Annotated in this window: 25 protein-coding genes; 13 read left to right on the top strand and 12 right to left on the bottom strand. The window is 52.3% G+C overall.

The window, feature by feature from the left end; genetic code table 11:
• Positions 1-37: 37 nt before the first annotated feature.
• The 5 genes from recG to gmk are packed head-to-tail and all read right to left on the bottom strand — an operon-like array spanning position 38 to position 5,908.
• Complete coding sequence (gene recG / locus OOJ60_RS12190; protein ID WP_060570288.1) at positions 38-2,119, bottom strand: ATP-dependent DNA helicase RecG; 2,082 nt, start codon at positions 2,117-2,119, stop codon at positions 38-40.
• A 5-nt stretch (positions 2,120-2,124) separates the two neighbouring features.
• The gene (gene trmH / locus OOJ60_RS12185; RefSeq protein ID WP_042287075.1) at positions 2,125-2,814 is read right to left on the bottom strand and encodes a tRNA (guanosine(18)-2'-O)-methyltransferase TrmH; all 690 of its coding nucleotides are present in this window, start codon (positions 2,812-2,814) and stop codon (positions 2,125-2,127) included.
• 4 nt (positions 2,815-2,818) lie between these two features.
• Complete coding sequence (gene spoT / locus OOJ60_RS12180; RefSeq protein WP_042287072.1) at positions 2,819-4,936, bottom strand: bifunctional GTP diphosphokinase/guanosine-3',5'-bis pyrophosphate 3'-pyrophosphohydrolase; 2,118 nt, start codon at positions 4,934-4,936, stop codon at positions 2,819-2,821.
• A gap of 18 nt (positions 4,937-4,954) precedes the next feature.
• Positions 4,955-5,230, bottom strand: a complete 276-nt coding sequence (rpoZ, locus tag OOJ60_RS12175; protein ID WP_000135058.1) for a DNA-directed RNA polymerase subunit omega — start codon at positions 5,228-5,230, stop codon at positions 4,955-4,957.
• A gap of 54 nt (positions 5,231-5,284) precedes the next feature.
• Positions 5,285-5,908: a guanylate kinase gene (gene gmk / locus OOJ60_RS12170; RefSeq protein ID WP_042287070.1), complete on the bottom strand. Its 624-nt coding sequence runs from the start codon at positions 5,906-5,908 to the stop codon at positions 5,285-5,287.
• Positions 5,909-6,163: 255 nt separating this feature from the next.
• Between gmk and ligB the strand changes: the two genes are divergently transcribed.
• Entirely contained in the window at positions 6,164-7,849 is a 1,686-nt protein-coding gene (ligB, locus tag OOJ60_RS12165; protein ID WP_205612626.1) for an NAD-dependent DNA ligase LigB, read from the top strand.
• On the opposite strand, the gene OOJ60_RS12160 is transcribed toward ligB, so the two are convergent.
• Positions 7,843-8,460 carry a trimeric intracellular cation channel family protein gene (locus OOJ60_RS12160; protein WP_042287064.1) on the bottom strand — a complete coding sequence of 206 codons (618 nt, stop codon included), beginning with the start codon at positions 8,458-8,460 and terminating at the stop codon, positions 7,843-7,845. The genes ligB and OOJ60_RS12160 overlap by 7 nt on opposite strands.
• Positions 8,461-8,711: 251 nt before the next feature.
• Complete coding sequence (locus OOJ60_RS12155; RefSeq protein ID WP_042287061.1) at positions 8,712-9,575, bottom strand: YicC/YloC family endoribonuclease; 864 nt, start codon at positions 9,573-9,575, stop codon at positions 8,712-8,714.
• A 125-nt stretch (positions 9,576-9,700) separates the two neighbouring features.
• On the opposite strand from OOJ60_RS12155, the gene rph reads away from it, so the two are divergent.
• Positions 9,701-10,417 carry a ribonuclease PH gene (gene rph, locus OOJ60_RS12150; RefSeq protein WP_042287059.1) on the top strand — a complete coding sequence of 239 codons (717 nt, stop codon included), beginning with the start codon at positions 9,701-9,703 and terminating at the stop codon, positions 10,415-10,417.
• Between the two features lie 89 nt (positions 10,418-10,506).
• Positions 10,507-11,148 (top strand): orotate phosphoribosyltransferase, encoded by a 642-nt coding sequence (pyrE, locus tag OOJ60_RS12145; RefSeq protein WP_042287057.1) that lies wholly within the window; start codon positions 10,507-10,509, stop codon positions 11,146-11,148.
• Between the two features lie 86 nt (positions 11,149-11,234).
• Here pyrE and slmA read toward each other — a convergent pair whose 3' ends face one another.
• From slmA to coaBC, 3 genes are all read right to left on the bottom strand, one after another.
• A complete protein-coding gene (slmA, locus tag OOJ60_RS12140; RefSeq protein WP_042287055.1) occupies positions 11,235-11,831 on the bottom strand; it encodes a nucleoid occlusion factor SlmA in 597 nt (198 codons plus the stop codon).
• Positions 11,832-11,939: 108 nt separating this feature from the next.
• Positions 11,940-12,398 (bottom strand): dUTP diphosphatase, encoded by a 459-nt coding sequence (gene dut / locus OOJ60_RS12135; protein ID WP_205612625.1) that lies wholly within the window; start codon positions 12,396-12,398, stop codon positions 11,940-11,942.
• On the bottom strand, positions 12,376-13,596 hold the full coding sequence (gene coaBC / locus OOJ60_RS12130) for a bifunctional phosphopantothenoylcysteine decarboxylase/phosphopantothenate--cysteine ligase CoaBC (protein WP_181823223.1): 1,221 nt from the start codon (positions 13,594-13,596) through the stop codon (positions 12,376-12,378). The genes dut and coaBC overlap by 23 nt, the downstream gene beginning before the upstream one ends.
• A 172-nt stretch (positions 13,597-13,768) precedes the next feature.
• Between coaBC and radC the strand changes: the two genes are divergently transcribed.
• The 4 genes from radC (at position 13,769) to mutM (ending at position 15,986) form a co-directional block, all read left to right on the top strand.
• The gene (gene radC, locus OOJ60_RS12125; RefSeq protein WP_042287048.1) at positions 13,769-14,434 is read left to right on the top strand and encodes a RadC family protein; all 666 of its coding nucleotides are present in this window, start codon (positions 13,769-13,771) and stop codon (positions 14,432-14,434) included.
• A gap of 217 nt (positions 14,435-14,651) precedes the next feature.
• Positions 14,652-14,888 (top strand): 50S ribosomal protein L28, encoded by a 237-nt coding sequence (gene rpmB / locus OOJ60_RS12120; protein ID WP_003024071.1) that lies wholly within the window; start codon positions 14,652-14,654, stop codon positions 14,886-14,888.
• A 22-nt stretch (positions 14,889-14,910) separates the two neighbouring features.
• Positions 14,911-15,078 (top strand): 50S ribosomal protein L33, encoded by a 168-nt coding sequence (gene rpmG / locus OOJ60_RS12115; protein ID WP_001051798.1) that lies wholly within the window; start codon positions 14,911-14,913, stop codon positions 15,076-15,078.
• Between the two features lie 98 nt (positions 15,079-15,176).
• Positions 15,177-15,986, top strand: a complete 810-nt coding sequence (mutM, locus tag OOJ60_RS12110) for a bifunctional DNA-formamidopyrimidine glycosylase/DNA-(apurinic or apyrimidinic site) lyase (protein ID WP_205612624.1) — start codon at positions 15,177-15,179, stop codon at positions 15,984-15,986.
• A 40-nt stretch (positions 15,987-16,026) separates the two neighbouring features.
• Here the strand turns inward: mutM and coaD are convergent, their stop codons facing one another.
• Positions 16,027-16,506: a pantetheine-phosphate adenylyltransferase gene (gene coaD / locus OOJ60_RS12105; RefSeq protein WP_042287041.1), complete on the bottom strand. Its 480-nt coding sequence runs from the start codon at positions 16,504-16,506 to the stop codon at positions 16,027-16,029.
• Between the two features lie 8 nt (positions 16,507-16,514).
• Positions 16,515-17,792, bottom strand: a complete 1,278-nt coding sequence (gene waaA, locus OOJ60_RS12100) for a lipid IV(A) 3-deoxy-D-manno-octulosonic acid transferase (RefSeq protein WP_042287039.1) — start codon at positions 17,790-17,792, stop codon at positions 16,515-16,517.
• Between the two features lie 410 nt (positions 17,793-18,202).
• Here waaA and rfaQ point away from each other — a divergent pair, with 410 nt between their 5' ends.
• Genes rfaQ through waaO form a run of 6 tightly spaced genes read left to right on the top strand, consistent with a single transcriptional unit; the run spans position 18,203 to position 24,293 of the window.
• On the top strand, positions 18,203-19,273 hold the full coding sequence (gene rfaQ, locus OOJ60_RS12095; protein WP_205612623.1) for a lipopolysaccharide core heptosyltransferase RfaQ: 1,071 nt from the start codon (positions 18,203-18,205) through the stop codon (positions 19,271-19,273).
• Positions 19,270-20,394: a glycosyltransferase family 4 protein gene (locus OOJ60_RS12090; RefSeq protein WP_200035530.1), complete on the top strand. Its 1,125-nt coding sequence runs from the start codon at positions 19,270-19,272 to the stop codon at positions 20,392-20,394. The genes rfaQ and OOJ60_RS12090 overlap by 4 nt, the downstream gene beginning before the upstream one ends.
• A complete protein-coding gene (gene rfaP, locus OOJ60_RS12085; RefSeq protein ID WP_199957431.1) occupies positions 20,387-21,184 on the top strand; it encodes a lipopolysaccharide core heptose(I) kinase RfaP in 798 nt (265 codons plus the stop codon). The genes OOJ60_RS12090 and rfaP overlap by 8 nt, the downstream gene beginning before the upstream one ends.
• A gap of 35 nt (positions 21,185-21,219) precedes the next feature.
• Positions 21,220-22,155, top strand: coding sequence for a lipopolysaccharide biosynthesis protein (locus OOJ60_RS12080; protein ID WP_205612622.1), 936 nt, complete (start codon positions 21,220-21,222; stop codon positions 22,153-22,155).
• Positions 22,156-22,194: 39 nt separating this feature from the next.
• Positions 22,195-23,274, top strand: coding sequence for a lipopolysaccharide 1,6-galactosyltransferase (gene waaB, locus OOJ60_RS12075; protein ID WP_205612621.1), 1,080 nt, complete (start codon positions 22,195-22,197; stop codon positions 23,272-23,274).
• 5 nt (positions 23,275-23,279) lie between these two features.
• Entirely contained in the window at positions 23,280-24,293 is a 1,014-nt protein-coding gene (waaO, locus tag OOJ60_RS12070) for a lipopolysaccharide 3-alpha-galactosyltransferase (RefSeq protein ID WP_042287024.1), read from the top strand.
• Positions 24,294-24,311 lie beyond the last annotated feature (18 nt).

The raw sequence follows: 24,311 nt of genomic DNA, 5'->3' as shown, positions 1-24,311 counted from the left end.
CGGGGGCGGCGTAACGCCGCCACGACATCGGGAACGGTCAGGCGTTGGAATAGCGCTCCGTTTCCGGCATCCAGCGCTCGATAAGCGCTTTTGCCTGCTGCGGATACCTTTCATGAATATGACGCGCAATGCGCTGAACTTCGGGAATAATGGCCTGATCGCGCAGTAAATCCGCTACTTTAAACTCGGCATTGCCCGTCTGGCGTGTGCCGAGCAGTTCGCCGGGACCGCGAATTTCTAAGTCTTTTTGCGCAATCACGAAGCCATCGTTACTGTCGCGCAGCACCTGCAGTCGTTTCTGAGCCGTCTTCGATAGAGGAGACTTGTAAAGCAGTACGCAGTGAGAAGCAACCGCGCCGCGACCAACGCGCCCACGAAGCTGATGCAACTGCGCCAGCCCCAGACGCTCCGGGTTTTCGATGATCATCAGGCTGGCATTAGGGACATCCACACCCACTTCAATGACTGTCGTCGCAACCAGCAGATGCAGTTCACCTTGCTTAAACGCCGCCATCACAGCCTGCTTCTCCGCTGGTTTCATCCGGCCATGCACCAGGCCGACGTTCAGCTCCGGTAGGGCCAGCTTCAGCTCTTCCCACGTCGCTTCTGCGGCCTGCGCTTCCAGCAGGTCCGACTCTTCAATCAGCGTGCACACCCAGTAAGCCTGACGCCCTTCCTGGGTACAGGCGTTGCGCACCCGGTCAATAATGTCACTGCGCCGGGTGTCCGGAATGGCGACGGTGGTGACGGGCGTACGTCCTGGCGGCAGTTCATCGATAACGGACGTGTCGAGATCCGCATAAGCGGTCATCGCGAGGGTGCGTGGGATCGGCGTGGCGGTCATGATTAGCTGGTGTGGATGGAAACCCTGCTGCTCGCCTTTTTCCCACAGCGCCAGACGCTGATGCACGCCAAAACGGTGCTGTTCGTCGATAATCACCAGGGCAAGGCCGTTAAACTGCACCTGCTCCTGGAAAATAGCGTGTGTCCCCACCACCATTTGCACCTGTCCGCTGGCGATCGCCTCCTGCTGGGCCAGACGCGCCTTCCCTTTCTGCTTGCCGGCCAGCCAGCCCACTTCCACGCCAAGCGGCGCAAACCAGTTACGGAAGTTATTGGCATGTTGTTCTGCCAGCAGTTCGGTGGGCGCCATCAGCGCGACCTGCTTGCCGTGCGCAATCGCCCGCAGTGCGGCAAGCGCCGCCACCAGCGTTTTACCGGAGCCAACATCGCCCTGCACCAGACGCATCATCGGAACGTCCAGCGCCATATCTCGTTCGATTTCCGCGACAACGCGCGCCTGTGCGCCCGTGGGTTTAAACGGCAGCGACGCTAAAAGTTGGTTTTTGAGCGTGTCGTTGGCGCTCAGCGGTTGCGCATGGAAACGCTGCGCTCCGGCGCGAAGCGCCAGCATACTCAGATTATGCGCCAGTAATTCTTCAAGGATCAGTCGTCGCTGCGCCGGATGCTGACCGGTTTCCAGATCGCTCAGTAGTAGCGTCGGCGGCGGACGGTGGAGGGTACGCAATGCTTCCGGCAGGCTCATCATGCCCTGCGCAAGTTCCGGCGGCAGCAGTTCGGCAATGGCGCAGGTATCCAGCAGGTCTAACGCCTGGTCGGTCAGCTTGCGCAGCGTCGCCTGCTTGACGCCTTCAGTGGTCGGATAGACAGGGGTCAGGGTTTCCTGTAACTCAGGGGTGCTGAGATCGCCCTGGATACGGTATTCCGGATGAATCATCTCGGCACCGTATTTCCCGCGCTTCGCTTCGCCATAAGCCAGCACCCGACGTCCGCTGGCAAGGCTGTTTTTCATTGCTGCGCTGAAGTTGAAAAAGCGCAGGGTGAGAATGCCGGAGCCGTCGCTTATCTGGCATGTCATCATCCGGCGACCGCCAAAAGTGATGTTGCAGTTCAGCACTTCGCCTTCGACCGTGGCATAAATGCCCGGCAACAGTTCGCCGATGGGATAAAGATGGGTGCGATCTTCATAGCGCAGAGGGAGATGCAAAAGAAGATCCTGCACGGTGTGCAGGCCGATTTTTGCCAGTTTGCTGCTTTGCGCCGCGCCAACGCCCGTTAAGGAACTGAGCGGGACAGCGTCTAACAAGCGGCCCGACACGGGAATTACCCTGCGGCCTGCATGGTGGACCACCAGGAGGCATCCGCCTCGATCTCACCCTGCTGGTTCACCCGCGGGTAGGGCAAGCCTTTACGCCTGGCGACTTTCGCCAGCACCGGATAGCCGCCCTCAAACAGCAGACGCTGCTGTTCGTCCTCAGGCAGCATACTGTTTTCGCGCAGGTACATACCCGCGTTCTGTCTTTGACGCTGGGCTTCGTAAAGAATCAGCGCGGAAGCGACGGAGACGTTCAGTGATTGCACCATGCCAATCATCGGAATAATAATATCCTGGTCCGCAAGGTCTAATGCTTCCTGGGTAATACCGGTTTTTTCCTGCCCCATCAGGATGCAGGTGGGACGGGTATAATCAATGTCGCGAAAATCGACCGCTTTGTCAGACAGATGGGTCGCCAGAACCTGCATGCCCTGACCTTTCAGATGGTTGACCGCCTCGCCAATGGTGCGGTGCGTTTTTACCTGCACCCAACTGTTGCTACCCGCTGCCGCGGAGGCCATGGTGCGCATGCGGCTGCCCGGCCAGACGGCGTGGACTTCATGGACGCCGACAGCGTCTGCGGTACGAATGATCGCAGAAACGTTATGAGGTTTATGAACCTGCTCCATGCAGACGGTCAGATCAGGCTGCCGCCTGGCGAGCATTTCACGGATACGCGCATAACGTTGTTCATTCATAAAACTAGTTTCGGTTACGGGTGACTTTAATCACGTCCGGCATGACGCGGATTTTGCGCATGATATTCGCCAGATGCACGCGATCGCGCGCGGTAAGACGAATAAAGGCGCTGTAGACGCGACCATCTTTTTCTTCTGTATTCAGGCTTTGAATATTGGAGGTCGTGGTGTTAATTGCCGCCGTCAGGTTAGCCAGCGCGCCCTGATGGTTAAACATATCCACTTTGATCTCGGTGATAAATTCCTGCGCCGTCTCTTTGTCCCACTCAACGGCCATAAACTTCTCTGGCTCTTTCTGGTAGCCGCGGATGTTACGGCAGGACTCGTGGTGAATCACCAGGCCTTTACCGGGGCTGACGTGGGCGATGATCGGGTCGCCTGGGATCGGACGGCAGCATTTGGCGAAGGTAATCAGTACGCCGTCTGCGCCTTTGATCGGCAGATGTCCGTGGCCCGTTGCGGCAGGCTGCGCCGTCGTGGTAGACGCCTCACCCTGCTGCAGGTTTTTCGCCACCACCACGCTCATGGCGTTACCGAGGCCGATTTCCGCCAGCAGGTCGTCAAGCGTGGCCAGTTTCATGCGTTCAAGCTCGCGCTGGATATTCTCCTGCGGAATTTCAGCCAGTTTACGGCTACCGCCCAGCGCATGGTTGAGCAGGCGGCGTCCGAGGCTAACGGAATCGTCACGTTTAAGGTTTTTCAACAGTTGACGAATCTTGGCGCGGGCTTTTGAACTGACAACGAAGTTAAGCCACGCGGCATTGGGACGAGCGCCCGGCGCGGTAATGATCTCCACCGTCTGACCGCTGGTAAGCGGCTGTGACAGCGGGTAAGGCTGTCTGTCGACGCGAGCGCCCACGCAGGCGTGACCGATGTCGGTGTGCACGGCGTAAGCGAAGTCGACCGGGGTGGCACCGGCTGGCAGTTCGACAATGCGGCCTTCCGGGGTGAAAACGTAAATCTCATCCGGGAAAAGATCGGATTTAACGCTTTCAATAAACTCAAAGGAGCTGCCTGCGCTTTGCTGTAGCTCAAGCAGACTCTGCATCCAGCGCTGAGCGCGGATTTGCGCGGTGGTGCTGGTCTCGCCATGCTCTTTATAAGCCCAGTGCGCCGCAACCCCCATCTCCGCCATCTGATCCATATCTTCAGTGCGAATTTGCACCTCAACAGGAACGCCGTGTGGGCCGATCATTGAGGTATGCAGCGACTGATAGCCGTTCGCTTTCGGAATGGCGATATAGTCCTTCACGCGGCCAGGACGCGGCTTGTAAAGGCTGTGCATCTGGCCGAGCACGCGGTAGCAAGTGTCGGCGTCATGAACGATGACGCGGAAGGCGTAAATGTCCATGATCGAATGAAAACGCTGCTCTTTAAGCACCATTTTGCAGTAGATGGAATAGAGATGCTTCTCGCGTCCACTGACGCGACAGGGAATCCCTGCTTCCTGTAGCCGTCCTTCAATTTCAGAGAGGATTTTCTGGATCATCTCTTTACGGTTGCCGCGAGCGGCTTTGACGACTTCTTTAATTACCCGATAGCGGTTGGGATACAGCGCCTCAAAACCCAGCTCTTCCAGCTCGGTTTTAATGTGATGGATACCTAAACGGTGTGCCAGCGGGCTGTAAATTTCAAGCGTTTCGCGGGCGATGCGGCGACGTTTATCCGGGCGCAAAGAACCCAGTGTGCGCATGTTATGGGTACGGTCAGCAAGTTTGATGAGAATGACGCGGATATCCTGCACCATCGCCATAATCATCTTGCGAAAGTTTTCGGCCTGCGCCTCTTTCTTGTCGCGGAACTTAAGCTTATCTAGCTTCGATACCCCTTCGACCAGTTCAGCAACGCTTTTACCAAATAGCTGCTCCATGTCCTGGTAGGTGGCGGGGGTATCTTCAATCACGTCATGCAACAGCGCGGCCATCAGCGTTTCATAGTCGAGCTTCATCTCGGCCAGAATGCAGGCTACGGCAACAGGGTGCGTGATGTAAGGTTCACCGCTTGAACGTGTCTGGCCCTCGTGAGCGTCACGTGCAACGAGATACGCCTGCCGAAGACGTTTGATTTGGTCTTCAGGCAGGTAGGTTTGAATCAGCTGATTCAGGCTTTCAAACAGATACAAGGGCGACCCGCTTTGTGATTAACGACGACCTTCAGCAATCGCGGTAACGGCTTGTAATTCAGCGGCTTCCTGCTCTTGCTGTTCCTGGCGCTCACGTACGTCGAGGATCTGGTTGTTGATCAGACCTTCTTCGATTTCGCGCAGTGCGATTACGGTAGTTTTATCGTTTTCTTCCGGTACGAGCGGATCCTTTCCGCCTACCTGCATCTGACGAGCGCGACGCGCGGCGACCAGTACCAGGTCAAAACGGTTACCAATTTTCTCTACAGCGTCCTGAACAGTTACGCGTGCCATACTTAAAATGCTCCACAGGTGAAGAAATGACTGGGCATAATACTGAAAGTGGGTTCAGTCTGCCAACAGTTTGCTGATTAAAGCGTCATGGCGCTGCTTTTGGCGGCTCATGCGCAGACGTTCGGCGCGAATGATGGTTTTCAGATCGCCCAGCGCGGTGTCGAAATCATCATTCACAATAAGATAATCATATTCGGCGTAATGGCTCATTTCTGCAACAGCCTGCGCCATCCGTTTTGCGATAACGTCTTCGCTATCCTGACCACGACCACGTAGACGACGGTCCAGTTCGATTTTGGAGGGCGGCAAAATGAAGATACTCCGCGCATGCGGCATTTTCTGCCGAATTTGCTGAGCGCCCTGCCAGTCGATATCCAGAAAAACATCCACGCCCGTTGCGAGAACTTGCTCAATCGCCTCGCGCGAAGTGCCGTAATAATTACCGAACACTTCGGCGTGCTCAAGGAAGGCATCCTGACCGATCATGGTTCTGAACTCATCGTGGTTGACGAAGAAATAGTGTTCGCCGTGAACCTCACCCGGGCGCGGCGCGCGCGTGGTGTGAGAAACAGAAACCTGGGTGTCGTACAACGGTTGGGTTTTCAATAAAGCCTGTATCAGACTGGATTTACCCGCGCCACTGGGGGCAGAAACAATATAAAGCGTGCCTTGAGCCATGAGTATCTTACGTATGTGATTATCAAATTGAACCTACATACGGGCTTATTATACACGTCACCGCAACGCGACGTAGCTTTTGTCACACTTTTTGCGCCAGATTGTTGCGTTTTGCGAGCCTGTTTCCTGATTTAACCGACATTCTCTGCAACAACCGCGAATGTCTGGAAGCCCGTGCGCAAAAGAATATATTGCCGCTCGGCTTTACCTGTGTGACGCGCTATACCTGCTCGCCAACAGACACGGGAGGCGGTAATGAAAAGAGGGATAGCGATCATAGTAGGGCTGCTGTGGTGTTCGCAGGTCTGGGGGTTATGCCCGACGTGGTCGGCGGCCAGAGCTCAGGACGAGTTATCCCGTTTACAACAACAGATTTCACGTTGGGACGACGCCTACTGGAAGGAGGGGAAAAGCAACGTAGAGGACGGCGTTTACGATCAGATGCGTGCCCGACTGGCTCAGTGGCAGCGCTGCGTTGGCGAAGACGTATTGCCCGGCGACTTGCCGCCCGCTATTGGCGGCGCTGCTTCCCATCCGGTTGCCCATACCGGCGTTAAAAAGCTGACGGATAAGCGCGCGGTGCGACAATGGATGCGTGAGCGCGGCGATCTGTGGGTGCAACCAAAAGTGGATGGCGTAGCGATTACCCTGGTGTATCGGGAGGGCGCGTTAACCCAGGCGATCAGCCGTGGCGATGGCCTGAAAGGCGAAGACTGGACCGCAAAAGCGCAGCGAATATCAGCCGTTCCCCAGACGGTGACGGGGGCGCTGGCAAACAGCGTTCTGCAGGGTGAGATCTTTTTGCCCCGTGAGGGGCATATACAGCAAAAAATGGGGGGCATGAACGCACGTTCAAAAGTGGCTGGCCTGTTGATGCGTAAGGATAACGCCAGCGCATTACGTTCGCTGGGCGTTTTCATCTGGGCCTGGCCCGACGGACCTGATCGCATGGCTGTAAAACTCAGGCAGCTGAGCGCTGCGGGCTTTACGTTGACGGAAAAATATACTCTGTTAGTGAAAAGCGCTGAAGACGTTGAGCGTGCCCGCACGCGGTGGTGGACGTCAGGCTTGCCTTTTGTGACCGATGGTGTCGTTGTCCGGACTGGCGACGAGCCAGCATCGCGCGACTGGTTGCCGGGGCAGGGAAACTGGCTGGCGGCCTGGAAATATCCGCCAGTGGCCCAGGTGGCGGAAGTCACGGCGATCCATTTCACGGTCGGTAAGAGCGGAAAAATTGCAGTAGTGGCGATGCTCGCTCCCGTCATGCTGGATGATAAACGGGTGCAGCGGGTGAATCTCGGTTCGATCAGGCGCTGGCAAGAGTGGGATATCGCGCCGGGCGATCATATTCTCGTCAGCCTTGCCGGACAAGGGATCCCGCGCATTGATAAGGTGGTCTGGCGCGTTAGCGATCGGACAAAACCCGCGCCGCCGGAAAATCACTATAACTCGTTGACCTGTTTCTATGCCACCGCTGAATGCCAGGAGCAGTTTCTCTCCCGGTTGGTCTGGATTGGCTCGCGTGGCGCGTTAGGGATAGAGGGGATAGGTGAGTCGGGTTGGCGAGCGCTTCATCAACATCATCATTTTGCGCATATCTTTTCGTGGCTTGCTCTGACGCCTGAGCAAATCAAGAACACGCCTGGGTTAGCGCAGGCCAAAGGCGAGCAGCTTTGGCATCAGTTCAACCTCGTCCGCAAACAACCGTTTACCCGCTGGCTAATGGCGATGGGAATACCACTGACGCAGACCGCGTTAAATGCCAGTGGGGCGCGTTCATGGCAGCAGATGGTCTCGAACAGCGCACACTACTGGCAGCAACTTCCCGCAACAGGCGCACGCCGTGCTGCATGGGTTATCCAGTGGCTCGCTCACGCAGAAATAAAAGCGCTCAGCCAGTGGCTGGGGAGTCAGCGTATTGATGGCTTTAGCGCTCAGTGACCCTCATGGCGATAATAAAATACCGGCAAACCCAGCTTAAGACGGAGCGCCAGCAAACGTGCGACAAAACCGAACATTAGCGTTGAGATCACAACAACGTCATGGCTGGAGACATAGTGCTGCAAGATAATGTAAAGCACGGCGGAGGCGAAGGAGACGCCAGCGTACAGTTCTTTCTGAAAGACAAGCGGAATGCGTTTGCAGAACATATCGCGTAATACGCCGCCGAAAACGCCCGTTGTCACGGCAGCAACGACGGCAATTATGGGGCCGTGCCCCATATCCAGCGCGACCTGGGCGCCAATTATTGAAAAGACGACCAGCCCTAAAGCGTCTAACACCAGAAAGAGTTTGCGCAGGTAAGGCATCACCGGTGCCACAATGGTGGTCAGAACAGCGGCGGTGGCGACGATGATGACGTATTCGGGATGTTTCACCCAACCGAGAGGATAGTGACCAAGCAGAATATCGCGAACGGAACCGCCACCGATGGCTGTCGCGGTAGCAATAATAATGACGCCAAAAGTATCCATACGGCGACGACCCGCGGCCAGCGCGCCCGTCATAGCCTCAGCGGTGATTCCTATCAGGTACAGAATATGTAACAGCATGGCTCTCCCTCATCTTTAGCGCGGTAGAGAGTAGCGATTTGTGCGGTATATCACGATTGAGATTTTCTAACGCAATGGCTTTTTAATAAATTTCGCTCATGCGACTATGCCACTCAACCCATCTTACATAGGGTATTCGATAAAAAGAGGTTGTTATAATGATGAGAAAATATAATGCCTGGGAGACAAATAAGTTGATATTCAGGGAAACGTAACGCCGCCCGAACGCAGCGGGCGACGTTTGTTGGCATTTACTCGATATTCTGGATCTGCTCGCGCATTTGCTCGATCAACACTTTCAGTTCGATGGCGGAGTTAGTGACGTCGGCATTGATAGATTTTGACGCCAGCGTATTCGATTCACGGTTGAATTCCTGCATCATGAAGTCCAGACGGCGGCCCACCGCCTCTTTTTTCTTCAGGATGTTGTAGGTTTCTTTGACGTGAGCTTCCAGGCGATCCAGTTCTTCCGCCACATCAATACGCTGGGCCATCATCACCAGCTCCTGTTCCAGACGGTTATTTTCCAGCTGCACCTGAGCGTCTTCCAGTTTGGCGACCAGACGTTCACGTTGCCATTGCAGGATTTCCGGCATATGGGCGCGAACTTTTACCACTTCGGCGCTGACGCCCTCCAGACGCTGTTCGATGAGCGCTTTCAGTGCTTGCCCTTCTGTTTCGCGGGCAATAATGAAGTCGTCCAGCGCGCCGTCCAGCGCGGTCAGGATTTCAGCGGCAATGGCATCGAGATCCTGCTCCTGAGCTGCCATAACGCCGGGCCAGCGCAGGATATCAACCGGATTGATTTCCCCTTCATCGCTCTGCATTTTGACCCAGTTGGCCGCGTTCACCAGCTGTTTGGCGAGTTTCTCATTGAGAATGAGTTCGCCCTGCGCGCTGGCGTCGGGCTCAAAACGTAGCGTGCATTCGATTTTCCCACGCGTCAGGCGCGTACGGATACGTTCGCGAACAACAGGCTCAAGGCTACGGAACTGCTCCGGCAGACGAAAGTAAGTTTCCAGATAACGCTGGTTTACCGAGCGCATTTCCCAGGTCGCGCTACCCCATTCACCCTTGATTTCACGCCGGGCGTAGGCGGTCATACTGCGGATCATAGACGTTCCTGTTTTTAAAGGAGAGATGGGACGATTATAGCCATCCCGGCCTTGTCAGGATAGGAATAAGAGCGGGAAGTCCGTATAATGCGCAGCCACATTCGTTTCAAGCCGGAGATTTCAATATGCGTCCAGCAGGCCGTAGCGCTAATCAGGTGCGTCCCGTAACCCTGACCCGTAACTATACAAAACATGCTGAAGGCTCGGTGCTGGTCGAATTTGGCGATACTAAAGTGCTGTGCACCGCCTCGATTGAAGAAGGTGTGCCGCGCTTTCTGAAAGGGCAGGGCCAGGGCTGGATCACGGCGGAATATGGCATGCTGCCGCGCGCGACCCATACCCGTAACGCACGTGAAGCGGCGAAAGGTAAGCAGGGGGGGCGCACGATGGAAATCCAGCGTCTTATCGCCCGCGCGCTGCGCGCTGCGGTGGATCTCAAAACGCTGGGCGAATTTACCATCACGCTGGACTGCGACGTGATCCAGGCCGACGGCGGTACGCGTACGGCATCCATTACTGGTGCCTGCGTTGCGCTGGCCGATGCGCTGAATAAGCTGGTGGCAAGCGGTAAGCTAAAAACCAATCCAATGAAAGGCATGGTGGCGGCTGTGTCCGTCGGGATCGTCAACGGTGAAGCGCTTTGCGATCTGGAGTACGTCGAAGACTCCGCTGCAGAAACGGACATGAATGTTGTGATGACCGAAGACGGGCGCATCATTGAAGTACAGGGCACGGCAGAAGGCGAGCCGTTTAGCCATGAAGAACTGCTCACCCTGTTGGCGTTGGCCCGGGGGGGAATCGAATCCATTGTCGCGACGCAGAAGGCGGCGTTGGCAAATTGATTTTAAGGCGACCAGTGAGTCGCCTTTTTTTTGTCTGCGGTTTTCGAAACAGATTTCGTAAATGATGAAAGTGAAAGAGGAGCGAATCCATGAAACCATATCAGCGCCAGTTTATTGAATTTGCGCTTAACAAACAGGTACTCAAGTTTGGCGAATTTACGCTGAAATCCGGGCGCAAAAGCCCCTATTTCTTCAACGCCGGGCTGTTTAATACCGGGCGCGATCTGGCACTGTTAGGCCGTTTTTACGCCGAAGCGTTAGTGGATTCCGGAATTGAATTCGATCTGCTCTTTGGTCCTGCTTACAAAGGCATCCCGATTGCGACAACCACCGCGGTCGCGCTGGCTGAGCACCATGACAAAGATCTGCCGTACTGTTTTAACCGCAAAGAAGCGAAAGATCACGGCGAGGGCGGTAGCCTGGTCGGTAGCCCGCTGCAGGGGCGCGTTATGCTGGTCGATGATGTGATCACTGCCGGTACCGCGATACGCGAGTCGATGGAGATTATCCAGGCCAACGGCGCGACGCTGGCAGGCGTGCTGATCTCTCTGGATCGTCAGGAACGGGGTCGCGGTGAAATCTCCGCCATTCAGGAGGTTGAGCGCGACTACGGCTGTCAGGTGATTTCTATCATCACCCTGCAAGACCTGATTGCCTATCTTGAAGAGAAGCCGGAAATGGCAGGCCATCTGGCGGCGGTGCGGGCGTATCGCGAAGCGTATGGTGTGTAATTTACGAACCCGGTAGCGCTGCGCTTACCGGAGCTGTGTTATTTCTTTGTAAGCCGGATAAGGCGAAACCGCCATCCGGCTTTTTGTTATTGCAACTGCGCAGCGAGCAACGGCCAGCGGGCGTCGAAATCGTCCGTAGGACGGTATTTGAATTCGCTACGCACAAAACGTGAAAGCATGCCTTCACAGAAGGCTAGTATCTGGCTTGCCAGCAGCGTTTCGTCCGTAACGTATCCTTCGCCTTCACGCATACGCTTTTCGCGCAGCACTTGACGCAGCTGCGCCTCTATACGCTCAAACAGTTGATTAATGCGACCCTGCAAACGGTCCTGTTCAAACATCAGCGCATGGCCGGTCAGGATACGCGTCAGCCCAGGGTTACGTTCACCGAATCCCAGAATCAGCAACACAATCAGGCGCAAACGGGTGCTGGTGTCTTTTTCATCTTTCAGTATCAGGTTGATACGCGTGATCAGGCTGTCTTCGATAAACTCTATCAGGCTATCGAACATGCGAGTCTTGCTGGGAAAGTGGCGATACAACGCCGCTTCGGACACGCCGACAGAAGCCGCCAGTTTTGCCGTGGTGATGCGTTGGCTTCCATCGCTGGATTCCAGCATCAGCGCCAGAGACTGAAGTATTTCTTCGCGACGGTTCCTTTTCGCAGTTTGTTTTTCTGCCATGTTACAAAATACCCCTGAAAATAAGCACTTGCCAGGCGAGCATCCACACTATGACCGCAAACCCGGCGTTTGCGGTGATGTTATGACGTTATTGGGATGCGTAATGCCTTACTTACGACCGGAATGGCCGAAACCGCCCTCACCACGATCGGTGGCGTCAAAATCTTCTACCAGATTAAATTCAGCCTGCACAACCGGCACGAAAACCATCTGTGCAATACGTTCGCCTGGCTCAATGGTGAAGCTGTCCTGCCCACGGTTCCAGACAGAAACCATCAACTGCCCCTGATAGTCGGAATCGATCAGGCCCACCAGGTTGCCCAATACGATACCATGCTTATGGCCCAGGCCAGAACGCGGCAGGATAACGGCAGCCAGAGACGGATCGGCGATATGAATAGCCAGACCGGTTGGCAGCAGAGTGGTTGCGCCCGGCGCCAGTTCTACGGCGTCACCGAGACAGGCTCGCAGGTCAAGTCCGGCAGAACCGGAGGTGGCATAGGTCGGCAGCGGGAATTGCTTGCCAACACGCGGGTCCAGAATCTTAACGTCGATTTTTTTCATCATAACGGGTCACGATCTCGTCGAGTAATAATTGGCCCAGGAGTGCTTTGCGCTCAAGCGGTAAGACTTTATCTCCATCCTGCCAGAAAAGGTGTAACGCATTGCTGTCGCTATTAAATCCTTGATTAGAAAGCGAAACGTCGTTAGCGCAGATCAGATCAAGGTTTTTACGGATACGCTTTTGCCGGGCGTATTCTTCCACATTATTTGTTTCCGCGGCAAACCCAACGACAAAGGGGCGAGAATCTTTCAGCGCGGCGACCCCGGCGATAATGTCAGGGTTTTTGACCATTTTTACTGTTAATTCATCACCCTGCGTGGCCTGTTTTTTTATTTTTTCACTGGCGACGGCGGCGGCCCGATAATCTGCCACCGCCGCACAGCCGATAAAAATATGCTGTTGCTTAACGGCGGACTGGACCGCAGCTTCCATCTCCAGTGCGGTCATGACGTCTACACGCTGTACAAAAGGCGGCGTGGGTAATGATACCGGACCGGAAACCAGCGTGACGTTTGCGCCACGGCGAGCGGCAGCGGCGGCGATAGCAAAGCCCATCTTACCGGAGCTGTGATTGGAAATATAACGCACCGGATCGAGCGGCTCGCGCGTCGGGCCCGCGGTAATCATGATGTTAAGATGTTGCAGGTCGTTGACAGGCGAAAAATGCGCCGCGGCCATATCAACGATAGTCAGGGGATCCAACATCCGCCCCGGACCGACATCGCCGCACGCCTGGCTACCGCTATCTGGTCCCCAGATTATCAGGCCGCGAGAGGCGAGCACCGCCAGATTATGCTGTGTGGCGGCAGCGCGGTACATTTGCTGGTTCATCGCCGGTAACACGGCAACGGGCGCCGGTGTCGCCAGACAAATCGTGGAAACCAGATCGTTGGCCATACCCGCGGCAACCCGTGCGATGAGATCCGCCGTGGCGGGGGCAAGAATCACTAAATCAGCCCATTTTCCCAGCTCAATATGACCCATTGCGGCTTCCGCTGCGGGATCAAGCAGGCTGTCCGAAACAGGATACCCGGAAACCGCCTGTAGGCTCAGTGGGGTGATAAAGGCTTTTGCCGCTTCGGTCATTGCCACACGGACATCAGCGCCGCGTTCGCGCAGGCGACGCACCAGTTCAGGGGTTTTGTAGGCGGCTATGCCGCCGCTGACGCCGAGAACGATCTTTTTACCGGCCAGGCTCATCATGATATTTCCTGTTGGGTGACACCAGAAGGCGGACATTTTATCACAATCCTTAAACTGCCGTGTGCTCGCTCATGAATCACTTTGCGAGGCGCTACGCAGGCGTGAAAACTCACCGTCGAATCCCCAAAAGCGCTATGCCAACATGCCCGCTGGCAGAGGGGAGAAAAAAATGGAAACCGTTGAGTGCAGATGGCCGAGGGAAAAATTGTTGGCGCAGGGGGTTGAGACGCTCACGGATGCCGAGCTGCTGGCGCTCTTTTTACGTACGGGAACGCAGGGGAAAGATGTTTTTACGTTGGCGAAAGAGATCCTCAACCATTTTGGGTCTTTGTACGGCTTGCTGACTGCCGACTACGCCCAGTTCGTTAAGGTCACAGGGATTGGCGTGGCAAAGTATGCGCAGTTGAAGGGAATTGCGGAGCTGGCGCGGCGCTTTTATGACGTTCGGCTTAAAGAAGAAAATCCGTTACTGAGTCCGGAAATGACGCGAGCGTTTCTGCGCAGCCAGTTCGCCGGCGAAGAACGTGAGGTTTTTATGGCGATTTTCCTTGACGCTCAGCACAAGGTTATTAAACATAGCCGCCTTTTCTCGGGGACGCTGAGCCATGTTGAGGTGCATCCACGTGAAATTGTTCGGCAGGCGATCAAAATTAACGCTTCAGCGGTGATCCTTGCCCATAATCACCCGTCGGGGTGTGCAGAGCCGAGCAAAGCGGATAAACTCATCACCGAGCGTGTGGTAAAATGCTGCCAGTTCATGGACATCCGTGTGCTTGATCATCTTGTTATGGGGCGCGGCGAGTACGTTTCTTTTGCGGAACGCGGTTGGATTTGACCGACTTTGCGCGATCCATCGGGATCTTTGTCTGTTCGGGACTTGAGCACATCGCTGACTCAGCGTATACTACGCCACCTTTGAGAATCTCGGGTTTGGCATTTGGGCCTGGCAATCGAGAGTTCAATAGAACTATGCGATGACCGGGCTGTAAAGCCTGACGAGGCGCCGATACCCCATACGAAGCTCGAGCTAATTTGATTTTTGGAGAATAGACATGTCCCGAGTCTGCCAAGTTACTGGCAAGCGTCCGGTGACCGGTAACAACCGTTCCCACGCACTGAACGCGACTAAACGCCGCTTCCTGCCTAACCTGCACTCTCACCGTTTTTGGGTTGAGAGCGAAAAGCGTTTTGTCACCCTGCGTGTATCTGCTAAAGGTATGCGTGTAATTGATAAGAAAGGCATCGAAACAGTTCTGTCCGAACTGCGTGCCCGTGGCGAAAAGTACTAAGTACTTAAAGAGGAAATAAATCATGGCTAAAGGTATTCGTGAGAAGATCAAGCTGGTTTCTTCTGCTGGTACTGGTCACTTCTATACCACTACGAAGAACAAACGTACTAAGCCGGAAAAACTGGAACTGAAAAAATTCGATCCAGTTGTTCGTCAGCACGTGATCTACAAAGAAGCGAAAATTAAATAATTCTCGCTTTGCTGTAACGAAAAACCTCGCTCAGGCGGGGTTTTTTGTTTTCTGGCTGTCCCCATATAAGTGAGAGCGGAAACACAACCGGAGACGCTATGCCTGAATTACCTGAAGTCGAAACCAGCCGCCGCGGTATTGAGCCGCATCTGGTCGGGGCCAAAATTCTGCATGCTCATGTGCGTAATGGCCGTCTGCGTTGGCCAGTCTCTGAAGAGATCTACCGTCTGAGCGACCAGCCGGTGCTCAGCGTTCAGCGCCGTGCCAAATATCTTCTGCTGGAGCTTCCTGACGGATGGATCATTATCCATCTGGGAATGTCGGGCAGCTTGCGTATCCTTCCTGAAGAGCTTCCTGCTGAAAAGCATGATCACGTCGACTTAGTGATGAGCAATGGTAAAGTTCTGCGCTACACCGATCCTCGTCGTTTTGGCGCCTGGCTGTGGACGAAGGTGCTGGAAGGGCATAACGTGCTGGCGCATCTGGGGCCTGAACCGCTCAGCGACGATTTCAACGGCGAGTATTTGCATCAGAAGTGCGTGAAAAAGAAAACGGCGATTAAACCCAGGTTGATGGACAACAAGCTGGTGGTGGGCGTCGGGAATATTTACGCCAGTGAGTCTCTGTTTGCCGCAGGCATTCATCCTGACCGCCTGGCATCGTCGTTGTCTGAAGCGGACTGTGAACTGTTGGTGCGGGTGATTAAGGCTGTTTTACTGCGATCCATCGAGCAGGGTGGGACGACGCTAAAAGATTTTCTGCAAAGTGATGGCAAGCCGGGCTATTTTGCTCAGGAACTGCAGGTGTATGGCCGTAAGGGCGAGCCGTGCAGAGTGTGCGGTACGCCGATTATCGCGACGAAACACGCCCAGCGCGCGACGTTTTACTGTCGCCGCTGTCAGAAGTAAAACGTAAAGAGATGGCCGGATGACATCCGGCATTAGCCGTTTAGTTAAGCTTATCCATTAACGCTTGATGGATATTGTCTGGCAGGAAGTGGGTGACATCGCCCGCATGGCGCGCGACCTCTTTAACCAGCGACGAAGAAATAAAAGACCACTCCTTCGACGGCATTAAAAACACGCTTTCCAGCTCTGGCATCAGATGACGGTTCATGTGCGCCAGCTGCATCTCATATTCAAAATCCGCCACGGCGCGGAGTCCGCGAATCAGGATAGTCGCCTGCTGTTCGCGGGCAAAATTCGCCATCAAATCACTGAACCCCCGCACCTCGACGTTGGGCAAGTGCGCAGTAGCCTGGCGCGCGAGGGCGACGCGCTCGTCCAGCGAAAACAGGGGTTTTTTACTGGGGCTGGCGGCAATCGCCAGAATGACGTGGTCAAACATCTGCGTGGCGCGCGTGATGATATCGATATGGCCGTTGGTCAGCGGATCAAACGTGCCCGGATAGATTGCCCGTTTTTGCATAACAGCCCTCAATGCGTTTTCGGTGGCAGATAAGGTTCCAGCAGTTGCAGTAAGCGCTGGAGCGCGCCCTGGTTTTGGTACAGCACTTCAACTGCGTGACGACCATAAAAATTACGATAATCGGCGTCGGTCAGTAAAGAGGAAACTTCTTTGGCGAGGCTGGTGGCGTCGGTGACGGTAATCAGACCGCTGGCTTGCTCCAGACGAGCGCAGATATCTTTAAAGTTAAAGGTGTGAGGACCCATCAGCACCGGGATCGCGTGCGCGGCAGCTTCCAGCGGGTTATGCCCACCTCGCTCAACCAGCGATCCTCCGACAAAGGCGAGATCCGCAATGCCGTAAAGCAGCATGAGTTCACCCATTGTATCGCCAACCACCACCTGGGTACTGGCCGAGGGCACCTCGCCAGAAGAGCGTGTGGTGTAACTGAGACCTGCCTCACGAACGAGATTAATCGCATCCGGGAAGCGCTCCGGATGACGGGGCACCAGGATCAGCAGCAGGTTGGGGAACTGGTGGAGCAATGCCTGATGCGCGGCGATGACAATACTCTCTTCGCCATCATGAGTGCTGGTGGCGATCCATACCGGGCGGTGGGGAGCCCACTGACGGCGCAGCGTAACCGCTTTTGCCGCAAGCTGCGGCGTAACGGAGATATCAAACTTCAGGCTGCCGGTTACGGTGACCTGATTATTCTTCGCGCCCAGCGTCACAAAGCGCTGACCATCTTCTTCATTTTGCGCCGCAATTAGCGTAATACGGCGAAGGATTCGGCGGATAAATTTCCCCAGCTTCGCGTAACCGTTGGCAGAACGGGCGGAAAGACGCGCATTGGCGATGACCAGCGGGATGTTGCGCTTATGCAGCGCGGCGATCAGGTTCGGCCACAGTTCGGTTTCCATAATCAGTACCAGTTTGGGGTCGACCTTATTGAGGAAGCGGCCAAGCGCATCGGGTAAATCATAGGGAAGATAGACGTGCTGGACATCGCTGCCGAAAGCGGACTGAACCCGCTCAGAGCCGGTTGGCGTCATGGTGGTGACGGTAATCGGCAGATCAGGATAGCGATGCCGTAACGCGCGAACTAAAGGAATAGCCGCGAGCGTTTCGCCGACGGAGACAGAATGAAGCATGATCCCGCCCGGCTTAAGAGGGCGGCGGTAAAAGCCGTAGCGTTCACCCCAGCGTTTACGGTAGGCCGGGGCCTTACGTCCGCGCACCCACAGCCGTATCCAGATCAGCGGCTGAATCAGGTAAAGAAGGGCGGTGTAAAGCAATTCGAGCATAGTAAATAGCTGACTTATGGATGTGCTGGGGATTCTATGTATTTAGCCAGGGCTTTACCATTACTTTTCCTGTTTTTGACTTAAATAGCCTTAAGTCTGGCTAATAAAGCCTGTCAGACACAGAATTTTTGCATTTTTATGCGATTTATTGATTTTTGCGTCCTGAAGCGGGCATCGTGCGTTTGATAAGCCGTTAAGAAAGCCCAGATAAATTAATTATCAATATGATTTAAAAAACAAAAAAGCGCTAATTGCTTAAAGTTTATTCGTGTCGGATCGCAGCGAAAGAAGTGATACACTAGCGGATAAAAGTCAGTGCGGTATCAGTAATCAGGTAGCTGTTGAGCCTGGGGCGGTAGCGTGCTTTTTTCTGCTTAAATTACCGGATAGTCACAACAAAAGAGTCGCGTGTGGAAAAGCCTTTTCGAAAAATTCTGGTTATCAAGATGCGTTTCCACGGGGATATGCTTTTAACCACTCCCGTTATTAGTACGCTGAAAAAAAATTATCCTGACGCCAAAGTCGATGTGCTTCTTTACCAGGACACGATACCTATTTTGTCTGAAAACCCTGAGATAAATGCGCTTTATGGCATCAGTAATAAGGGGGCGGGAACGGCAGATAAAATCAAAAATGCGCTTTCGCTGATTAAGACTTTACGCAGGAATCAGTATGACCTGGTCATTAATCTTACCGACCAGTGGATCGTGGCGCTGATAGTTCGGTGCCTGAATGCCAGGGTAAAAATATCCCAGGACTTTGCCAACCGTCAGTCCGCCTTCTGGAAAAACAGTTTTACGCACCTCGTTCCCTACCACGGCGAACATGTCGTTGAGCGGACATTGTCTGCGCTCTGCCCGCTTGGGCTGGAGCATATGGTAACGGAAACGACGATGAGTTATCTGCCAGAGCACTGGGAAAACATGCGTCAGCAGCTGGCGAAACTCGGCGTGACGCGCCAGTATGTGGTGATTCAGCCAACTGCAAGGCAATTATTTAAGTGCTGGGATAACGAAAAATTTTCCCGCGTCATTGATGCCCTTGAACGTCGTGGTTATCAGGTTGTGCTGACGTCCGGCCCGTCCGCAGACGATTTAGCCTGCGTAGAAGAAATCGCGCAGGGGTGTGAAACCAAACCGGTTACTGGCCTTGCGGGAAAAACCCGCTTCCCTGAATTAGGCGCGTTGATCGACCATGCCGTGCTCTTTATTGGCGTCGATTCTGCACCCGGACACATTGCCGCCGCGGTTAAAACACCGGTGATATGCCTTTTTGGCGCGACAGACCACGTTTTCTGGCGTCCCTGGACTGACAATATTATTCAGTTTTGGGCGGGAGATTATCAGACAATGCCTCAGCGACGTGAACTGGATCGAAATAAAAAATATATGTCCGTTATACCTGCAGAGGACGTGATTGCGGCGACGGAAAAAATGTTGCCACAAAATGCGCAAATTATTGGGATGGATGCGTCGGTATGATCGTTGCTTTTTGTCTGTATAAGTATTTTCCGTTTGGCGGATTACAACGTGACTTCCTGCGTATTGCGCAAACCGTCGCTGCGCGTGGACATCAGGTTCGCGTTTACACTCAGTCCTGGGAAGGGGAATATCCCGAAGGATTCGAACTGATTCACGTGCCGGTAAAATCACGGACCAACCACGGACGTAATGCAGAGTATTACGCGTGGGTGCAGGCGCATCTGCGAGCGCATCCGGTGGATCGGGTCGTCGGCTTTAACAAAATGCCGGGTCTGGATGTCTATTTTGCCGCTGATGTCTGTTATGCCGAGAAGGTTGCGCAGGAGAAAGGTTTTTTCTATCGCCTGACATCCCGTTACCGCCACTATGCGGCGTTTGAACGGGCGACGTTCGAACAGGGTAAGTCCACGCAGCTGATGATGCTGACCGATAAACAGATTGCTGATTTCCAGAAGCATTATCAAACCGAAGCGGAACGTTTCCATATCCTCCCGCCGGGGATCTATCCGGACAGAAAATACAGTGCGCAAATCCCGGACGCTCGCGAGGTTTATCGTCAGAAGAACGGGATCGCCGGACAGCAAAATTTGTTGTTGCAGGTGGGGTCCGACTTTACGCGTAAAGGCGTGGATCGATCGATTGAAGCGCTGGCTTCCCTGCCGGAGGCGCTGCGCCACAATACGCTGCTGTATGTTGTTGGCCAGGACAAGCCCAGAAAATTTGAAGCGCTGGCGGAAAAACGCGGCGTGCGGGGTAATGTGCATTTTTTCTCCGGGCGTAATGATGTGGCAGAGCTGATGGCCGCCGCTGATATACTGCTGCACCCTGCTTACCAGGAAGCGGCAGGTATCGTTTTGCTTGAGGCGATTGCCGCCGGGTTGCCGGTCCTCACGTCGGCGGTATGTGGTTTTGCCCACTATATTGAAGACGCTAACTGTGGTGTTGCCATCACTGAGCCCTGGAAACAAGAAGCGCTAAACGACATTTTACGTAAAGCGCTGACGCAGCCATCATTGCGCAACGCATGGGCTGAAAACGCACGCCATTATGCGGATACGCAAGATTTGTACAGTCTGCCGGAAAGAGCGGCCGACATCATTACAGGTGGTCTGGATGGTTGAACTGAAGGAACCGTTAGCCACATTATGGCGCGGTAAAGATGCTTTTGAGGAAGTTAAAACGCTGCAGGGAGACGTTTTCAGGGAACTGGAAACCCGCCGTACGCTGCGATTTGAACTGGCGGAGAAAAGCTATTTCCTTAAATGGCATCGGGGCACTTCGCTCAAAGAGATCGTCAAAAATTTACTTTCGCTACGCATGCCGGTTTTAGGGGCTGACAGAGAGTGGAACGCCATCCATCGTCTCCGGGATGTGGGGGTGGATACTATGCACGGAGTGGGTTTTGGTGAGAAAGGTTTAAATCCGCTGACCAAAACTTCGTTTATTATTACCGAAGATCTAACGCCCACTATCAGCCTGGAAGATTACTGCGCGGAATGGACGTCAAAACCGCCTGACGTAAAGATTAAGCGAATGCTTATTCACCGTGTTGCAACGATGGTTCGTAAAATGCACGCGGCCGGTATCAACCACCGCGACTGCTATATTTGCCACTTTCTCCTGCACCTGCCCTTTTCGGGGCATGAGAGTGAGCTTAAGGTGTCCGTCATCGATCTCCATCGTGCGCAAATTCGAAGCAAAGTGCCTCGCCGCTGGCGCGATAAAGATCTGATCGGCTTGTATTTCTCGTCCCTGAATATTGGCTTGACGCAGCGGGATATCTGGCGGTTTTTGCAGGTATACTTTGAGGCGCCATTAAGCGCGATTTTGCGGGATGAAACTAAGTTATTAAGTGCAGCAAAAATTAAAGCAGAAAAAATAAAAGAAAGAACAATAAGAAAAGGGTTGTGATTTGTATGAAATTGATGAGCCACAGTTAACAGCAAATGAAAATATATTTTATAAACTGGAAAGCTGATTATGAGACTCACATGATTAGCTATTTACATAAACATTACCCGGTTACAAATATTGATGTCCCATCACGATATGCCTGGTGGGGTAAGAAATTAACAAAAATTGGTATTCAACCTGATTGGCTTGGTAAAAAATTTATTCATAAAAGCATTGCAGATTTAAAGCCAACGGATGTTGCTGTCTTTAATGATAGCGTAATAAATAAAGGCCTGACTCCTTATATTCTCAAAAATTTGAATTGTCGAAAGGTGCTATTATTAAGGAATACCGTAAGCATTCCTTTTTTGAAGGAGTGGAGTCATGCTTTTGATATTATTTATGATTTTGAAAATCGCGGTCACTTTAATGACAAATTAAAATACATTGGCCAATTTTTTCCTGTTGGTTTGAAAGAAATTGATAAATATGTTTTGGCGAATAAGAAAACAAAAAAACCTGTATGCTTTTTTTTAGGTAGAGATAAAAAAAGGCTGCCGGAAATAATTAAATTGGCAGACAAACTTGCATCCTTTAATCTGCAATTAGATTTTAATGTGGTTAAAGACTATGAAACGAATGATGACTCTGGATTTCTGATCGACGAACCATTATCTTATAAAGAAAATTTAGCGCATGCTCTTGCTTCAGATATCATTGTGGATATTACTCAGCAAAACCAGTCGGGTTGGACACTTCGGGTTCTCGAAGCACTATATTTTAATAAAAAAATAATTACAAATAATCTCAGCGTGCTGGATTCAGAGGTATTTTCAAGGGCTCGTTTTTTTGTTCCTGGATATCACTCGTGGGATGATTTTGAATGGTTTTTACAGTCTTCGATTGCACCGTTGTCACCAGAAGTCCTCTATTCTTACAGCCCTGACCGTATGATTGAAAAAGTTATTGAAGACTTCCAGGCGTTGTAAATTAATCACATTCAATAGTGACAGTTAATCTGGAAATTTATGAAAGTAGCATTTATTGGTGAAGCTGTTTCAGGTTTTGGTGGCATGGAAACGGTTATCCGGGATGTCATTAACCACTTACAAGAAAAACCCTTCGGGCATACGTGCGATATGTTTTTCTTTTGTCGAAATGACAAAATGGATAAAGCATGGTTGAATAATATCAACTATTCATGCTCTTTCTCAAACACCCGACTCGGTTTTTTGCGTCGCGCAAAGCATATTAATGCATTTAGCCAGTGGCTAAAAGAAACACGGCCTGATGTTGTGATTTGTATTGACGTGTTATCTTGTCTTTATGCCAGTAAAGCGCGAAAAAAATCGGGTGTGGATTTTACCCTTTTTTCCTGGCCACATTTTTCGCTTGATCATAAAAAACATGCTGAGTGTATCACCCAGGCAGATTACCATCTGGCAATAAGCTCCGGGATTAAAGAGCAGATGATAGCGCGTGGTATAGAGCAAAGTCGAATCAGCGTTATTTTTAATCCGGTATCAAGAAAATCGACTATCGTTTATCCACCTGAGCCGGGTCAGCCTGCGGTATTCCTTTACGTTGGGCGCATGAAGTTCGAAGGGCAAAAAAGAATCAAGGACTTGCTCGATGGGCTGTCTCGAGCGGAAGGGGATTGGCGACTACATGTGATTGGCGATGGTTCTGATTTTGAGAAATGTCAAAAGTACGGGCAGGACTTGGGGATTGGCGAACGTATTACCTGGCATGGATGGCAGGGTTCTCCGTGGGATGTGGTAAATAATAAAATTCAAAATGTTTCAGCGCTTCTTTTAACTTCATCCTTTGAAGGATTCGGTATGGCAATCCTTGAGGCCATGTCGTATGGTATCCCTTGTATCAGTTCTGACTGTATGTCAGGTCCGCGGGATATGATACAGTCGGGAATTAATGGCGAGCTGTACTCACCCGGGGTTATCACACAATATATTAATCATTTGAACAATATTATTTCTGGCAAAATAAAATATAATAATAATCTGATTCCAGCGACTATTGAAAAATTCTATAATGATGTCTATTTTGAAAATTTAGAAAGCATAATATCTTCCAAAAATAATAAGTGATCACTATGACGACAAAGTACTTTGACGAAAAAGTCATTCAGCAGACTTTAGATTATAATTATACAGAGCATAGTGATGTTGAATGTTTTAACATTGCCTATGGCATCGACAAGAACTTTCTGTTTGGCTGTGGCGTATCCATTGCTTCTATTCTGATCGCTAACCCAGAAATACCGCTGGCATTTCATGTCTTCACAGATTTTTTCAGCGATGACGATCGTGCGCGTTTTCATGCGCTGGCTGAACAATATTCTACTCGGATCGCTGTCCATTTAGTGGATTGCGAGCAACTCAAATCATTACCCAGCACAAAAAACTGGTCCTACGCGACATACTTTCGATTTATCATCGCCGATCGCTTTGCGGGTAAAACCGATAAGGTGCTGTACCTGGATGCGGATATTGCCTGTAAAGGAAGCATTCAGGAACTGATTGATCTGCATTTTACCGAGCACGAAATTGCAGCAGTTGTTGCCGAAGGAGAAACCGAATGGTGGACGAAACGTTCGGTCAGTCTGGCAACGCCGGGTCTGGTGTCCGGTTATTTCAATGCAGGCTTCTTACTTATCAATATTCCTCGCTGGGCGCAGGAAGATATCTCGCGTAAAGCCATTGAAATGTTGCGCGATCCGGATGTTGTTCAGCGCATAACGCACCTGGATCAGGATGTACTCAATATGCTGCTGGTGGACAAGGCGCGTTTTGTGGATAAAAAGTTCAATACCCAGTTCAGCATTAACTATGAATTAAAGGAAAGGGTGTTAAACCCTGTCAATGAAAGCACCGTGTTTATACATTATATCGGTCCGACAAAACCATGGCATCAGTGGGGAAATTATCCTGTTGCTCAAAGCTTTTTGAATGCGAAAAAGCTGTCACCCTGGTCTAGTGTTGACTTGCTAAAACCTAAAAATAGCCATCAGTTGCGCTATGCAGCAAAGCACATGTTTAACCAGAAAAAGTACGTTGCTGGTGTGATGGATTATTTATATTACTTTAAAAGTAAGCTTGTTAAATAAATATAACTATAGGTGATG

The organism is Citrobacter sp. R4, assembly GCF_026719175.1.
Taxonomy (GTDB): Bacteria; Pseudomonadota; Gammaproteobacteria; order Enterobacterales; family Enterobacteriaceae; genus Citrobacter_A; species Citrobacter_A sedlakii.
The sequence above is the reverse complement of the archived record's forward strand: the minus strand, read 5'-3'. Positions and strand labels throughout refer to the sequence as shown.